Origin of the sequence: Microvirga sp. CF3062 (assembly GCF_036314045.1) — a bacterium.
GTDB lineage: Bacteria > Pseudomonadota > Alphaproteobacteria > Rhizobiales > Beijerinckiaceae > Microvirga.
Genome location: NZ_JAYGGN010000004.1, coordinates 152,687 through 166,195, shown reverse-complemented (window position 1 = coordinate 166,195; position 13,509 = coordinate 152,687). Strand labels below are relative to the sequence as shown.

Genomic DNA, 13,509 nt, shown 5'->3' with positions numbered 1-13,509 from the left:
CATTGATGTAGGTGGTTACAACTGTTCCCCAACTGTTGGCCTCGATCCTCTTTATGAGCGTATCGTTCTTATATTCGCTGCTAGTCACCCTTCCTAATATATAGTCTGCAACTTCAACAGTTGTAATGCCATCAACTGGCGCAGTAATAGTTATAGTTAGTGTAGGCTCGCCTTCCAAAGTTTGGTATTCATGTTGTACAACTGCACCAGGGACGTTCGTATACCTGTATATGAAATTGCCCTCGATATTTGACTCTACTATTACTATAGTGCCGTCAGTCCTAGTTGTCGTTTCAACTGCTGAACCATCGGGATATTCCTGAATAGTCGACACATTCCCGGTGACCACCGTGCCATTCGCGCGAATGCCGATCGGACCAGCTCCATCAGTCCCACCTGTGCCCGTCCCTGCCTGCGAACCACCATAGATGAGTGGCCCTCCGTAACCCTTGATGAGGTTATTAATCTCTTCTGCAAGCGTGTAAGGTCTGAGCATCAGTACCTCCCTGCCCCAATCTCGTCGGCGACGGCCAAGGCTGGGGGCATTCTGAGCAAGTAATTGGGGGCGGGTAACTCTCGCTACAGAGAGGATTGCGGGATTATTTGTCGGCTAAGCGCCTGATAAACGTATCAAAAATTTTATCTTCCCATACGTACCGCAACCCATGATGCGCACTGTCCTAACGACAACTCGTGATGGGTCTGCGGGCGCGCACTACCTGCCAATCAATGTTCCGTTTGACCATTCCTGCGACCAGAAAAAATTAAAAAATTTGGAACCACCTTTGAGCCGACGCGTTGTACAAGCTCACCGGCTCAATCTGCCCCCACGGGCCGGTACCTCAAAGGCTCCCCATCGGGAGCCTTATTTTTTGGCTGAACGGCCTGGCACCTCCGCATGGATCTCTTAGGCATCCCGTGCGTCATGACAATGACAGCCGCCGGGCTAGAGCATCGGACCCGAAAGTGGGGGTCACTTTCGGGTCCGATGCTCACCCTCTTTGCTGGCGCATCGTTCGGAGCGGAAAACCGGGTCCACTTTTCCGCACGATGCGCTGGTCGCGGCCAAGCTTGCATGCGACAAGACCCGGTCAACCGAACGAGCTCCTCCCTTGGCCAAACATCCCAACGCCGACACCCCGACCAGCCTGCCCTCCCGCGAGGATGTCGTGTCCTTCATCACCCATGCCCAGGGCAAGGTGAGCAAGCGGGAGATCGCCCATCACTTCAACATCAAGGGCAGCGACCGCATCTGGTTGAAGCAGATCCTGAAGGATCTCGAGATCGAGGGGGTTGTCGACCGCCGGGGCAAGACGGTCCACAAGGCCGGCCAGCTGCCGCCGGTCGTGATGGCGGACATCACCAAGCGCGACCGGGACGGCGAACTCATCGCGGTGCCGACCGAGTGGGACGAGGAGGAGCACGGCTCGATCCCCACGATCGTCATCGTGGCGCCGCGCAAGCCGCGGCCGGGGATGCCGGTGGCCGGCGTCGGCGATAGGGCGCTCCTGCGGGTCGATCCGCTCCGGCCCGGCGATATCCACCGCTATTCCGGCCGCGTCACCAAGATCATCGCCAAGAAGCAGGCGCAGGTGCTCGGCATCTTCCGCGGCCTGCCCGAGGGCGGCGGAAGGCTGATCCCGGTCGACAAGAAGTCGCGCGACCAGGAGCTGCAGATCAGGCCCGGCGACGAGGGCGAGGCCCAGGACGGCGACCTGATTGCCGTCTCCATCGTCAAGCACGGACGCTTCGGCCTGCCGACCGCGAAGGTGAAGGAGCGCCTCGGCTCCGTGAAATCCGAAAAGGCCGTGAGCCTCATCGCGATCTTCGCCCACAACATTCCCAACGAATTCCCGAAGGCGGTGCTGGACGAGGCAACCGCGGCGAAACCCGCCACCCTGGAGGGCCGCGAGGATTGGCGCACCCTGCCCCTCGTGACCATCGATCCGCCGGATGCCAAGGACCACGACGACGCCGTCCATGCGGTGCCGGACGACGACCCGAACAATTCCGGCGGCTTCATCGTCACTGTGGCGATTGCCGACGTGTCGGCCTATGTGCGCCCCGGCTCAGCCATGGACGGGCAAGCGCAGGAGCGCGGCAACTCGGTCTATTTCCCCGACCGGGTCGTGCCCATGCTGCCGGAGCGGATCTCCAACGATCTCTGCTCCTTGCGGCCGCGGGAGGATCGCCCAGCACTTGCGGTCCGCATGGTGATCGGCCCCGATGGGCGAAAGATCCGCCACAGCTTCCACCGGGTGATGATGCGCTCCGCTGAGAAGCTGTCCTACAGCCAAGCTCAAGCCGCCATCGACGGCCGCCCGGACGAGGTCACGACGCCGATCTATGAGACGATCCTGAAGCCCCTCTGGGCCGCCTACGAGCTGGTGAAGAAGGCGCGTGACATCCGCGAGCCGCTCTTTCTCGACCTGCCCGAGCGCAAGATCGTGCTGAAAGATGACGGCACCGTGGACCGGGTCTTCGTGCCGGAGCGGCTGGAAGCGCACAAGCTCATCGAGGAATTCATGATCCTCGCCAACGTGGCTGCGGCGGAGGCCCTGGAGCAGGCGAGTTCGGACCTCATCTACCGGGTCCACGACGAGCCCTCGCTGGAGAAAATGCGCTCTTTGAGCGAGGTGCTGGCCTCCATCGGCCTCAAGATCCCAGGACAAGGGCCGATCAGGCCGGAGCTGTTCAACCGGATCCTGCGCAGCGTCGAGGGCTCGGAGCACCAGCTCTTCATCAACGAGGTGGTGCTGCGCTCCCAATCCCAGGCCGAATACTCGGCGGAGAATTACGGCCATTTCGGCCTGAACCTGAAGCGCTACGCCCACTTCACCTCGCCCATCCGGCGCTATGCGGACCTCATCGTCCACCGGGCGCTCGTCTCTGCCCTGAAGTTCGGCCGGGACGGCCTGCCCGAGAGCACAACCCGGGCGGAGCTGATCGAGATCAGCGCCAAGATCTCGGCGGCCGAGCGGCGGGCCATGGCGGCGGAGCGTGAGACAATCGACCGCCTGATCGCGCACTTCCTGGCAGACCGGATCGGGGCCACATTCAATGGACAGATCTCAGGCGTGTCGAAGGCCGGGCTCTTCATCAAGCTGAGCGAGACCGGCGCGGACGGCTTCGTTCCGGCCGCCACCATCGGCAACGACTATTATCGCTATGACGAGACCACCCACTCGATGCGTGGCGAGGATACCGGCGAGACCTACCGCCTCGGCGACAAGGTGGAGGTAAAGCTGGTGGAAGCCGCGCCTGTGGCCGGGGCGCTTCGCTTCGAGCTGCTCACAAAGGGCCGATTCACCGGGAAGACCGGTGGCGGCGGCAGGAAGGGCGGCAAGCGGCCGGCCCGCCGGGCCAAGGCGGCGGAAGCCTCGGCCCGCTCCCCGACCAGGGTGAAGGTCAAACGGCGCGGGCGCGCCTGACGAAAAGGACTAGACATGTCTCTGACGATCAAGACCGCTATTCCGGTCGATGCGAACGAGGTGAAGGTCGTGCCCGCCATGCGGCGCGGCTTCCTGAACCGTTGCCCGGCCTGCAATCGAGGCCGCCTCTTCGGGCGCTTCCTGAAGGTCGTGGATCATTGTGAGGGCTGCGGGACGGAGTTTCACCATCACCGGGCCGACGACCTGCCGCCCTATCTGGTGATCTTCATCGTGAGCCATATCATCGGCTACGGCATCCTCATGACCGAGACCAAGATGGAGGTACCGATGTGGATGCATCTGGCCACGTGGCCGGCACTCACCCTGATCCTGTGCCTTGCCCTGCTCCAGCCCGTGAAAGGCGCTGTCGTGGGGCTGCAATACGCGCTAGGTATGCATGGCTTCGGGGCGGCCCGGGCCAAGAACGCCGACGAGGACAACTAAACGTGACGGATATCGAAACCCTGGCGAAGATGGATCGCCTCGTTTCCGCTGAGACCAACCCCAAGGCCCCCGTCCTTCGCCCTGTCGACGCCGCAACCCTCATCATCATCGACCGCAAGCCGAAAACCCCAAAGGTCCTCATGGGCAAGCGCCATGCGGGGCTCAAGTTCATGCCGGGCAAGTTCGTGTTCCCCGGCGGGCGCATCGAGGCCGGCGACCGCTCCATGACGGTGACGGGCGCGCTTCACCCCCGCGCGGAGCAGGCCCTCATGGCCCGGGTGACGCGTCCCTCCGCCCAGCGCTGCCGGGCCCTGGCTTTGGCATCCATCCGGGAGACCTTCGAGGAGACCGGGCTGATGCTCGGCACCAAGGAGTACGGCAGCCCGGAACGCGCGCCGGCCGGCACCGCTTGGACAGCGTTTCAGGAGCAGGGCGTTCTTCCTGATCTCGAATCCCTCCACTTCATCGGCCGGGCTATCACGCCTCCGAAGCGCGTCAGGCGCTTCGACACCCGATTCTTCGCTGTTGACCGGACTGCCATTGCGGACGAGGTCGGAGGTGTCATTGGGCCCGAAGCAGAGCTTGTGGAACTGGCCTGGGTGACCATCGATCAGGCCAAGGCCCTGGACCTGCCACCCATCACCACGGTGATCCTCGGCGAACTGGAGGCCCGCATCGCCGCCGGATTCGCCCCCCGGCTCCCGGTTCCGTTTTTCCACCAGCAGCGCGGCCGGTTCGTAAGGGAGCTGCTGTAGGGCTCCGGGGCCAGGAATTGCATCTCCCCTCGCCTGTCACCCTTGACTGGCTCACGATAATCGGGCATGGGAACCGCACGATTTTCCGGCCGGGTTCGCCCGGCCTTTGCGTTTCGGTGAGGCCTCAAAGCCAACCGAGCGCCTGAACCGAACAAGAGGTCCGACCATGGCCAAAGCCGCAACGATCAAAGTGAAGCTCGTCTCCACCGCCGACACGGGCTATTTCTACGTGACGAAGAAGAACTCGCGCACGATGACCGAGAAGCTCAACTTGAAGAAGTATGACCCGGTCGCGAAGAAGCACGTCGAGTTCAAGGAAGCCAAGATCAAGTAAGGCTCCCGGCAAAAATTCATATAAAAACCGCCCCACAAGGGCGGTTTTTTCGTCTCTGCACGATGGAAGGCAGCCCAGCAGGGGCTGCCTCCTTTGCTTAGCGGCTCGAGCGGGTGTCTTCCCACCGGCGGACCCGGTCCATCTCGCGGTTATGGCGGCGGAGCGAGCCGGTGACGACCACATCCCCGCGAGTGGTTCGATAGTAAGCCGCACGGTCGCGGTCACGATACACAACGCGGCTGCGATAGCGCGGTTCACGATAGACCACACGGGTCGCTACTCGCGGCTGACGGTAGACCACACGGGTCTGGTAGACGGGAGCCGGCTGGTAGACGACTCGTGTCACGGGCGCCGAGTAATACCCATAAGCCGGAGCGCTATAGGCCGGATAGGCTGCAGGATAGCCGTAGCCATAACCGTAGCTCGAACGATATCCATAGGCAGGAGCGCCGTAGGGATAATAGCCATAGCCGTAACCCGGATAGGCATAAGACGGGGTGGCTGCGGCGGTGAGCAGACCGCCGATCACGGCTCCGCCGATCAGGCCGGCCGCAACGGCGCCGCCGTTATTCCAGCCCCCGCGATGATAGCGCCGGTACTGAGCGTCGGCCGACCCAACACTTCCGACAGTGATGATGGCAACACTTGCCAGTAATGCGAACCTCTTCATGGTGAACCTCGTGAGAAGCGGCAAATACCCTTCAATATAAAATTAATTCAGAACTTGAGTTTTGGTTCAAAGCTTAGCTGCCAAACCCTTATCTTTCTTAGTGAAATCACGGTTTTCTGAAAGTTTGTTCAGAATTGCTCCGCGCCTGAAGCAACAGAAGTCCTGGACTCACGAGCCGGCAGCCCCTCGCGAGGCTGAACAGCTCACTGCGCATAGACCTGCGAGCGCGGGAAAATGGTGTTGCCAGCCACCACCTGGGCGATCACGCCGGCGATCTTGTCGCCGCCCTTCGCGGAGGGCTCGATGGGATTGGCGTAGTCGTCCGGCTCGTCGCAGATCAGCCGCAGGTCAATCAACGGGAGCCTGCGGGCAAAGGCCTCGCGGCTGATGACGTCGTTGAAGATGGACAGGGCCATCACGACAAGGCGCTGCTCCTGGGGATCGGGGAAACGGGCATCGTAGATGGTGCAAATAGCAGTCGGCAGGCGCTGATCGAGAATTCGGTCCAGCATGGCGCGGTAATTGTTGGCGAACTCGTCCTGCACGGCCGCAAATCTGCCGATCACCTCGGCAACGGAGCGTGCCTGCTCGCGCAGGATCCCGCTGTTGCGCAGGGCGTCGTTGCCCCCGACGCTCACAATGAGATAGCTTGCGTCCGACGGCACCCGGGATAGTTGGCTCAAGACCCCGGTTGTGACGGCGCCGTCGACCGCGCAGAGAGTTGCCCTCCAGCCTCCCGGAAGCTTCGCCTGAACCTGCTTCACCACATCGGGCTCGCCGCGCCGCACATAAGAGCCGTTGTCGAAGATGCTGTCGCCGAGCAGGACGACGTGGGTCATGAACCTCTCCCGAGCAGCCGGTTCAGGGTTGGGATCAGGTGGGTGGTCAAATACGGCTTGGCAACGAACTCAGCCCCAGGCGGCACAGGACCCGAGGTGGCGTCCGAATGACCCGACATCATCACCACCGCGAGGTTCGGCCAGCGCTTGCGTGCCTGATCGGCAAGCTCGTGCCCATCAATCCTGCCGGGCAGATGAGCGTCGGTTACGAGGCCATGAACCGCGTATGCGTTCTCAAGATGCTTCAGGGCCTCGTCCGAATCCTCTGCCTCCACGACCTCGAAGGAGGCCTCCCGCAGATGGCGGGCGGTGGCCTGCCGGATGGTCGGCTCCTCGTCCACCAGAACGATTACCAGGGATTGATCTTGCGAAGGCACCCGCACGTTCCTTGCCTCAAGAAGAAAGCGTGTCGCGACAACTGAGGCGGAGCAGTCCTTGTTCCGGCGCAGTCTCTGCATGCGTCCCCGGAACGGGGTGTCGCAGGCGGACGTTGATCCTATGCCCGATGTCGGGACGAGGAGAGATCAGATGATCGAAACGCTCAAGGTATCCCTGCTGACCATGATGCTGACTGTCTGGAGCACCATCGCCATGGCCCAGACAACGCCGGGCGGCACGCCTGGCACCCCTGGCGGTGGCACAACCTCTCCTGGGACGACGACGGGCGCTACTCCGGGCGCTGCTGCTGGGGAAGGCATGGACTGGGTCTGGATCATCGTCGCGGTCGTCGTCATTGCGGCCCTTCTCTACTACTTCCTCGGCCGCGGCCGCAGCACGCGGGTCTGATGACCCGCGCGATCAGTGCCGGTCAGGTTGGCGGCGGCTCGCTGCCAGCCTGAAAGAACGGCCGGAAGTTCTCCAGCCAGGATGCAAGCCAGAACTCGAGGGCTGTCCTGGCGGCCTGCTCCGTGGGTCCATAGCCCCACACGTCCTCCTGCAGGGGGGTCGACCAGATCCAGAACCGATTGCTGCCGTCATAGGCCACGCTGCCCACCTCGACGGACCCCACGAAGCCGACATGGCGGTTCAGCGGCACGCCAGCCACCTGATCCTGCCGCCACTCGATCCTGCTCATCCGGCGCTGCGCCCTCTCGCTGATGTCCGGCGAAGTAGAGCGGACGGGTGTCCGCACAAGGTCGAGCCCGCGCGGAACAGGCGCGCGCCCATGACGTTGGCGAACAGACCCTGAGGGAGAGATCCGATGGAAGGCGGCGCCATCTGGCTGATGACGATCGGAACGATCATCGTGCTGTCCGCCCTTATCGTCGGCATCGCCACGCTGCTTCGCCGGCGCCGCCGCTCCCTTAAGTAACAGCCCCGAAAGGACGCGACTTTGAAGCTTGAACTCATCCACAAATGGGCCTGCCCCTACTCGGCCCGCGTGCGCGATTTCATCGAAGAGCGCGGATTGAAAGACCAGATCGCATTCATGGAAGTCGATGAGATGGAAGGCGCGAAGGACAGGTTGGAGCAACTGACAGGAAAGACCCAGGTGCCCTGCCTCGTGGCCGATGGGGAGCCGATCCTGGAGAGCCGTGACATCATTCAGTGGCTCGACCAGAACCTTGGTGGTGCGCAAGGCGCTGCCCAGGCGTGAGAGCGTCATCATGCGTTTCCTCCCCACCCGTGTGCATGGCGTAGTCGATTACCTCTGGGGCATTGCGCTCATGGCAAGCCCATGGCTCTTCGGCTTTGCGGATGTGCCGGCCGCCACACGGGTGGCCGTCATATTCGGCGCGGGAGCGATCCTGTATTCCGTTCTGACGGCCTACGAACTCGGTCTCCTGAAAATCCTGCCGATGCCGATGCACCTGATCCTCGACGGGCTCGGCGGGATCGTACTGGTGGCCTCCCCGTTCCTGTTCGGCTTTGCCGACCGGGTGCTCTGGCCGCACGTTGTCTTCGGCCTGTTCTCCGTCGTGGCGTGCTTTGTCACACGTCTCGAACCCATACTGTCGACGGGCCGCCGGGAACCGGCCTGAATACCCAGAAAGCCTCGTTGACGGGCATTCCGGTCAGGCGCAGCATCATGGCGCCACAAGGGAGGCGGCCATGTTCGAGAGCATCGTCCAGGCGAGTGAGGCCCACCGCGAAAGCGCCCATCGGATGGTGGGATCCCTCAGGATGGCCATGAAGGGCTGCCCTGAATGCCGCACGTCGCAGATGATCGCGTCGCCCAGCCTCGGCATCTGCGACGATTGCGGATTGAGCTTGGTGGTGCTGCCGCGCGAATAGCCTCTCCTGGCTAGCCGCATCCCCGTAGCCTATCCTGTGAACCACCCTCTATGCTCGGCGTTCGGAGAGTCGGATGGCATTGACTGGGTGGATCGATCGGGCGGGCGAACGCATCGGCGCGCGAGGCGCGGAGCTGAAGCTGGCGTTGCGGGTGACCATCGCCGGTATCCTGGCCTATGGGGTCACCCGTTTCTTCGACATGCCACAGGGCTATTGGGCGGTCATCACCGCCGTCGTCGTGATGCAGGCGAGCGTCGGAGGCTCCCTCAAGGCTGCCGTCGAGCGGTTCAGCGGCACTCTCGCGGGAGCGGTCTATGGCGGCGTGATCGCTGCCTTCGTTCCGCACGGATCCGCTGTGACCCTCGGCATCACCATCATCGTGGCCCTGTTTCCCCTTGCGCTCCTCGCGGCCATCAAGCCGGCCTTCCGCGTGGCGCCCATCACGTCGCTCATCATGCTCCTGCCGCCTGCGGGGCAGGCCATCGGCCCCCTCGCCTCGGCCATCGACCGGGTGCTGGAGATTACGCTCGGCAACATCGTCGGCGTGCTCGTCGCCCTGTTCGTACTGCCGGCGCGGGCCCATACCCTGATGACGGAAGCCGCCGCCAAGGTCGTGTCGCTCAACGCGGAGCTCGTCAGCGTATTCATCGACGAGCTGACTGCGGGTCCCGAGGGGCGCGCATCACTGCAGAAGATCCATCCCCAGATCCGCTCGGCCCTTAAAAGGGCGGAAGCCGCCGCCGATGAAGCGGCGCGGGAGCGCCGGACCCACCTCACCGAGGCTCCCGATCCCGAGCCGCTCATTCGCACCCTCTACCGGGTGCGCCATGACCTCGTGATGATCGGACGCGCGGCTTCCGGTCCCCTGCCCGCCCCGGTTCTGGACAGGCTCAGGCCCTCGCTCACGATCCTCCATCAGGCCACCCGCACGCTGCTCCTGAATCTGGCCGACGCCCTCCAGCACCGTACGAAGCCGCCGGATCCGGAAGCCTTTCGAGCCGCCCTGGAGGCATTCACCAGCGAAGCGGACACGCTGCGAGCGAATGCGCTCGTCCGCAAATTGTCCGGAAAGGCGTTCGGACAGGTTTTTGCGTTGGGTTTTTGCCTTCGAGCAGTTCCAGAAGAACCTCGGCGACCTGCTTGCCCGCACCGATGAGCTCGCATCGGGACGCACCAAACTGGCTCCAGGGAGTTGATGTGCCTGTGGCTCGAATATCCAGGTCAGCACCGATGTGGCTTCTCATCCTCGTTCTCGGCATTGCCCTTCTCTATGCGAGCCTGGTGCTTGTCACGGCCTTGTTCCAGACCAGGATGCTGTTCCCGGCGCAGATGGCGGCTGCCAATCGCCCTCCGTTGCCGTCATCCGCGGAACGGCTTGAACTGATGACACCCGATGGCGATCGCCTCGTCGGCACGCGGCTTGGGAACATGTCGGGCGGGAAACCGCTCATGCTAGGCTTCGGCGGCAATGCCTGGAATGCGGATGCCGTCGCTCTCACCCTGCACGGGCTTTTCCCGGATCATGAAGTGATCGCCTTCCACTATCGTGGCTATCCGCCGAGCATCGGCGCGCCGAGCGCGAAGGCGCTGTTTGCGGATGCGCTGACGATCTTCGATCATCTGGAACGGGAGCGTCCCCGAAAGGTTGTGGCGGTGGGTTTCAGCATCGGCAGCGGTGTGGCGGCCTATCTTGCGCACCAGCGAACGGTTGCAGGCTTGATCCTGGTCACGCCGTTCGACTCGCTGAAGGCCCTGGCGCGCGAGCACTTCTCCTGGGCGCCAACGGGTGTCCTCCTGCGCCACCACATGCCGACCATCGATCTGGTGAAGGATCGGCAGACGCCGACAGCGCTGATTATGGCAGGTCGTGACACCATCGTGCCTGCGCGCCGCAGCGAGTCCCTGCGGAGCGCCATTCCCAATCTCGTACTGGATCGAACGATCGCAGATGCGGGACACAACGATCTCTACCAGCATCCCGCCTTCATGGCTGCGATACGCGAAGCGGTGGGCCTCTTCGAAGCCGCCGCTTCGCGCTGAGAGCTTACCCCTCGTAGAGCGGCACCAGTTCCATTTCGGGCACCAGCACCAGCCCCTTGTCGGTGATGCGGATCTCCGGGATCACCGACAACGGGATCAGGTTGAAGCCCATATAGGCGATCTTGCAGCCGGCCTTCTCCCACGCGGCCTTGAGCGTACGCGTCTCCTCGGCCACTTCTGTCACGCGCTTGTCGGAGAGAAGGCCCGCGATGGGCAGCGGCACCATGGCGACGACTTGGCCCTGATCGACCACACAGACGCCGCCCTGAGATTCGATGAGCGTCTCGAGCGCCACGCGCATGTCGGCCTCGTTGGTGCCGGCCACGATCACGTTATGCGAGTCGTGCCCGACGCTGCTCGCCACTGCACCGCTCTTCAGGCCGAAATCCTTGAGCAGTCCATGCGCCACGCCCTTGCCGCCCGTGCGGCCATGGCGCTCGATCACGGTGACGAAGGTGAGGTCGTTCTTCGTCAGCAGAGCGTCCCAGTTCTCTTCCTTCTGCAATTGCATCTTGTCGTGAAAGAGCACGATGCCCGGCAGCGCCACGCGGATCACGTTGGCCGTGCAGGCTTTTGTCGGCAGGTCCGGGATCAGCTTCGGGACGTTCGGAATGTGCACCGTGCGATAAGCTTTCTCCGGGTAGCGGTAGCGCTTGGAGAGCGCCTGATCGAGCACGAGCGTGATCTTTTTCGACTCGACCACGAGTTCGCCGCCGTACCAAGTGTTCTGCACGTCGAGATCGTCGTTGAGCAGCACGAGATCGGCGCGGCGTCCGCCGCCGAGGCCGCCGATCTCGCCATCCATGCCGAAGCGAGTGGCGGGATGGAGTGAGCCCATGCTCCACGCCTGCTCGCGGCTTAATCCCGCGCGGCGCGCTTCGCGTGTCACCCAGTCCATGCCGAACATCATGAGATCGTCCGCATCGCGATCATCGGTGCAGACGCAGATGCGCTTATGCGAGGAGCCGAGCTCCGTGATGGTCTTGATGGCCTCAGGCAGCGAATGCCAGGGCGTCGTGGGCGGGCCACCGCGCAGGAAGATCCACACGCCGGCATCGAGCAGGTCGTCGGCGATGTCCCGGTTGATCGCCTCATGCGTGTCGGTGACGCCGCTCGCCGCATAGGCTGCCACGAACTCGCGCCCGTAGATATGGCCCGACACCGGCTTGCCGCGCTCCAAAGCCGCCGCGAGGATTGCGTGGCTGCGCTCGTCGCCCATGGCCACGGGCACGAAATCCATCTTCTCGCCGAGCGCCGCCGCTTCCGGCCAGCGGTCGAACAGGGCTGCGATCTTTTCGGGGGTCAGGTCACCGCCGGCTGTTTCCAGCTCGGGCGATGTCGCCGGCACGGTGCTCGGCACGGTCAGGAAGATCGAGAGCGGGGCATGGCGCGCGTCTTCCAGCATCATCTCGATGCCGGCTGCATCCATCACGTTGCCGATCTCATGGCTGTCGCAGAAGATCGTCGTTGTGCCGTTGAGCAGTGCCGCCTCCGCATAGGCGCATGCCGTGATCATGCTGCTTTCGATATGGATGTGCGGATCGACCAGACCGGGCGCGATGATGCCGCCGCGGGCGTCATAGACCCGGCCCGGCGTGCCACCGACCTGCCGGTAGGAACCGGCCGGCTTCACGGCGGCGATGCGTCCGCCGGCGATCCACACCTCCCGCTCGGGCGCGATGCGTTCGCTGTAGGTGGACAGCACTCGGGCACCGGTGATCACGAGATCGGCGGGCGCGCGGCCGGATGCGACATCGGCCAGGCGCCGGGTCATGATGGACAAGGGAGAAACGGAAAAGCGGGTCAGCGCCGTCTTGGGCGGCAAGGAAGGTGTGCGGTGGTCCATGATCCCTCATCCCGATTGGAAAGCGTTGCCCTAAGCTAGCAGGGCGGGATCGGAACCGCATCCCGCATTGCACGGGAGGCAAGTTGACCTAACGGCATATTCCCTTACGGCCAAGCTTGGCTTAAACAGGAAAGTAGCTGATTCGTTTGAAGAAACAGGAGGTTCGAGCCGAACCCGCCTGAGGAGACAGCTGGCCAAAACAAAAGGCGCCTTGCGGCGCCTTATTGGAAAAGTTGGTGGCCAGCCGGGAGCAGCGTTGAGGAGGCAACGATCTGCTCCCAGGCTGGCCGTGCCTACGAAGTCCCAGGAGATGCGGCGGACCTGAGCATCCGTAGGGCATTTCTTCCGCTCTGGGCGGAAACTATTGACGAACGTATAAGAAACATGGGGCGATGCAAGCGTCCATGTGGCCAAAAAGCGGCATTTTCCCAGAAAATTTAAAGCCAAGGTATCTCAAGGAGATGAATCCGCTTGCTCAGGCGTCGGATTCACCCCGGCTAAGGATCTGGGCAAGTCATGCCGGCTTGCCGTCTGCCTCAAGGTAAGTTTTCACGGTCGCGATGAACTTGGCGACCGAGATTGGCTTGGACATATAGGCTTCGCAGCCGCCTTCCCGAATCCGCTCCTCGTCGCCTTTCATGGCGAACGCCGTGATGGCAATCACCGGGATCGACTTGAGCTCTTCATCCGCCTTGAGCCAGCGGGTCACCTCGAGACCGGAGACCTCAGGCAACTGGATATCCATGAGGATAAGATCCGGCTTGTGAGCCCGGGCCAGCTCCATGGCCTCGATGCCATGGCTGGTCTTGAGGGTCGCATAGCCATGGGCCTCGAGGAGATCGTTGAAGAGCTTCATGTTGAGTTCGTTATCCTCAACAATGAGCACGGTCTTCTTCATTGGCACTATCCCGGGGC

16 protein-coding genes are annotated in these 13,509 nt (G+C 62.9%); 10 read left to right on the top strand and 6 right to left on the bottom strand.

All coding sequences use genetic code 11. From position 1 onward, the window contains the following. The first annotated feature begins 1,112 nt into the window (after nucleotides 1-1,112). From rnr to rpmG, 4 genes are all read left to right on the top strand, one after another. Complete coding sequence (gene rnr, locus VB618_RS09085; RefSeq protein ID WP_329796301.1) at nucleotides 1,113-3,431, top strand: ribonuclease R; 2,319 nt, start codon at nucleotides 1,113-1,115, stop codon at nucleotides 3,429-3,431. 15 nt (nucleotides 3,432-3,446) lie between these two features. Next, the gene (locus tag VB618_RS09080; RefSeq protein ID WP_329796300.1) at nucleotides 3,447-3,875 is read left to right on the top strand and encodes a DUF983 domain-containing protein; all 429 of its coding nucleotides are present in this window, start codon (nucleotides 3,447-3,449) and stop codon (nucleotides 3,873-3,875) included. A 29-nt stretch (nucleotides 3,876-3,904) separates the two neighbouring features. Continuing rightward, a complete protein-coding gene (locus tag VB618_RS09075; RefSeq protein ID WP_329796516.1) occupies nucleotides 3,905-4,630 on the top strand; it encodes an NUDIX hydrolase in 726 nt (241 codons plus the stop codon). A 166-nt stretch (nucleotides 4,631-4,796) separates the two neighbouring features. Next, nucleotides 4,797-4,964, top strand: a complete 168-nt coding sequence (gene rpmG / locus VB618_RS09070; protein ID WP_009491004.1) for a 50S ribosomal protein L33 — start codon at nucleotides 4,797-4,799, stop codon at nucleotides 4,962-4,964. A 97-nt stretch (nucleotides 4,965-5,061) separates the two neighbouring features. Here rpmG and VB618_RS09065 read toward each other — a convergent pair whose 3' ends face one another. From VB618_RS09065 to VB618_RS09055, 3 genes are all read right to left on the bottom strand, one after another. Then, nucleotides 5,062-5,634 (bottom strand): hypothetical protein, encoded by a 573-nt coding sequence (locus tag VB618_RS09065; protein WP_329796299.1) that lies wholly within the window; start codon nucleotides 5,632-5,634, stop codon nucleotides 5,062-5,064. 203 nt (nucleotides 5,635-5,837) lie between these two features. Beyond that, complete coding sequence (locus VB618_RS09060) at nucleotides 5,838-6,473, bottom strand: SGNH/GDSL hydrolase family protein (RefSeq protein WP_329796298.1); 636 nt, start codon at nucleotides 6,471-6,473, stop codon at nucleotides 5,838-5,840. Beyond that, nucleotides 6,470-6,850 (bottom strand): response regulator, encoded by a 381-nt coding sequence (locus tag VB618_RS09055; protein ID WP_329796297.1) that lies wholly within the window; start codon nucleotides 6,848-6,850, stop codon nucleotides 6,470-6,472. Before VB618_RS09055 ends, VB618_RS09060 begins: the two co-directional genes overlap by 4 nt. A 151-nt stretch (nucleotides 6,851-7,001) precedes the next feature. On the opposite strand from VB618_RS09055, the gene VB618_RS09050 reads away from it, so the two are divergent. Continuing rightward, complete coding sequence (locus tag VB618_RS09050) at nucleotides 7,002-7,259, top strand: hypothetical protein (protein WP_329796296.1); 258 nt, start codon at nucleotides 7,002-7,004, stop codon at nucleotides 7,257-7,259. 22 nt (nucleotides 7,260-7,281) lie between these two features. Here the strand turns inward: VB618_RS09050 and VB618_RS09045 are convergent, their stop codons facing one another. Then, nucleotides 7,282-7,548: a hypothetical protein gene (locus tag VB618_RS09045; protein WP_329796295.1), complete on the bottom strand. Its 267-nt coding sequence runs from the start codon at nucleotides 7,546-7,548 to the stop codon at nucleotides 7,282-7,284. Between the two features lie 258 nt (nucleotides 7,549-7,806). Between VB618_RS09045 and VB618_RS09040 the strand changes: the two genes are divergently transcribed. The 5 genes from VB618_RS09040 (at nucleotide 7,807) to VB618_RS09020 (ending at nucleotide 10,748) form a co-directional block, all read left to right on the top strand. Continuing rightward, complete coding sequence (locus tag VB618_RS09040) at nucleotides 7,807-8,070, top strand: glutathione S-transferase N-terminal domain-containing protein (RefSeq protein ID WP_329796294.1); 264 nt, start codon at nucleotides 7,807-7,809, stop codon at nucleotides 8,068-8,070. A 10-nt stretch (nucleotides 8,071-8,080) separates the two neighbouring features. Continuing rightward, nucleotides 8,081-8,455, top strand: coding sequence for an SPW repeat domain-containing protein (locus VB618_RS09035; RefSeq protein ID WP_329796293.1), 375 nt, complete (start codon nucleotides 8,081-8,083; stop codon nucleotides 8,453-8,455). Between the two features lie 70 nt (nucleotides 8,456-8,525). Then, a complete protein-coding gene (locus tag VB618_RS09030) occupies nucleotides 8,526-8,708 on the top strand; it encodes a hypothetical protein (protein WP_329796292.1) in 183 nt (60 codons plus the stop codon). Nucleotides 8,709-8,781: 73 nt separating this feature from the next. Continuing rightward, on the top strand, nucleotides 8,782-9,864 hold the full coding sequence (locus tag VB618_RS09025) for an FUSC family protein (protein WP_329796291.1): 1,083 nt from the start codon (nucleotides 8,782-8,784) through the stop codon (nucleotides 9,862-9,864). Nucleotides 9,865-9,938: 74 nt separating this feature from the next. Next, nucleotides 9,939-10,748, top strand: coding sequence for an alpha/beta hydrolase (locus tag VB618_RS09020; RefSeq protein WP_329796290.1), 810 nt, complete (start codon nucleotides 9,939-9,941; stop codon nucleotides 10,746-10,748). Nucleotides 10,749-10,752: 4 nt separating this feature from the next. On the opposite strand, the gene VB618_RS09015 is transcribed toward VB618_RS09020, so the two are convergent. Together VB618_RS09015 and VB618_RS09010 are read right to left on the bottom strand one after the other, a co-directional pair. After that, nucleotides 10,753-12,594 carry an adenine deaminase gene (locus tag VB618_RS09015; RefSeq protein ID WP_329796289.1) on the bottom strand — a complete coding sequence of 614 codons (1,842 nt, stop codon included), beginning with the start codon at nucleotides 12,592-12,594 and terminating at the stop codon, nucleotides 10,753-10,755. Between the two features lie 514 nt (nucleotides 12,595-13,108). Then, on the bottom strand, nucleotides 13,109-13,492 hold the full coding sequence (locus VB618_RS09010; RefSeq protein WP_027317281.1) for a response regulator: 384 nt from the start codon (nucleotides 13,490-13,492) through the stop codon (nucleotides 13,109-13,111). Nucleotides 13,493-13,509: the final 17 nt, after the last annotated feature.

Excerpts from the sequence above, each read along its gene's own strand:
- VB618_RS09025 (WP_329796291.1), top strand. The coding sequence starts at position 8,782 with ATGGCATTGACTGGGTGGATCGATCGGGCGGGCGAACGCATCGGCGCG.
- VB618_RS09065 (WP_329796299.1), bottom strand. The coding sequence starts at position 5,634 with ATGAAGAGGTTCGCATTACTGGCAAGTGTTGCCATCATCACTGTCGGA.
- VB618_RS09010 (WP_027317281.1), bottom strand. The coding sequence starts at position 13,492 with ATGAAGAAGACCGTGCTCATTGTTGAGGATAACGAACTCAACATGAAG.
- VB618_RS09060 (WP_329796298.1), bottom strand. The coding sequence starts at position 6,473 with ATGACCCACGTCGTCCTGCTCGGCGACAGCATCTTCGACAACGGCTCT.
- VB618_RS09075 (WP_329796516.1), top strand. The coding sequence starts at position 3,905 with ATGGATCGCCTCGTTTCCGCTGAGACCAACCCCAAGGCCCCCGTCCTT.
- VB618_RS09030 (WP_329796292.1), top strand. The coding sequence starts at position 8,526 with ATGTTCGAGAGCATCGTCCAGGCGAGTGAGGCCCACCGCGAAAGCGCC.
- VB618_RS09020 (WP_329796290.1), top strand. The coding sequence starts at position 9,939 with ATGTGGCTTCTCATCCTCGTTCTCGGCATTGCCCTTCTCTATGCGAGC.
- VB618_RS09015 (WP_329796289.1), bottom strand. The coding sequence starts at position 12,594 with ATGGACCACCGCACACCTTCCTTGCCGCCCAAGACGGCGCTGACCCGC.
- rpmG (WP_009491004.1), top strand. The coding sequence starts at position 4,797 with ATGGCCAAAGCCGCAACGATCAAAGTGAAGCTCGTCTCCACCGCCGAC.
- VB618_RS09045 (WP_329796295.1), bottom strand. The coding sequence starts at position 7,548 with ATGAGCAGGATCGAGTGGCGGCAGGATCAGGTGGCTGGCGTGCCGCTG.
- VB618_RS09035 (WP_329796293.1), top strand. The coding sequence starts at position 8,081 with ATGCGTTTCCTCCCCACCCGTGTGCATGGCGTAGTCGATTACCTCTGG.
- VB618_RS09050 (WP_329796296.1), top strand. The coding sequence starts at position 7,002 with ATGATCGAAACGCTCAAGGTATCCCTGCTGACCATGATGCTGACTGTC.
- VB618_RS09080 (WP_329796300.1), top strand. The coding sequence starts at position 3,447 with ATGTCTCTGACGATCAAGACCGCTATTCCGGTCGATGCGAACGAGGTG.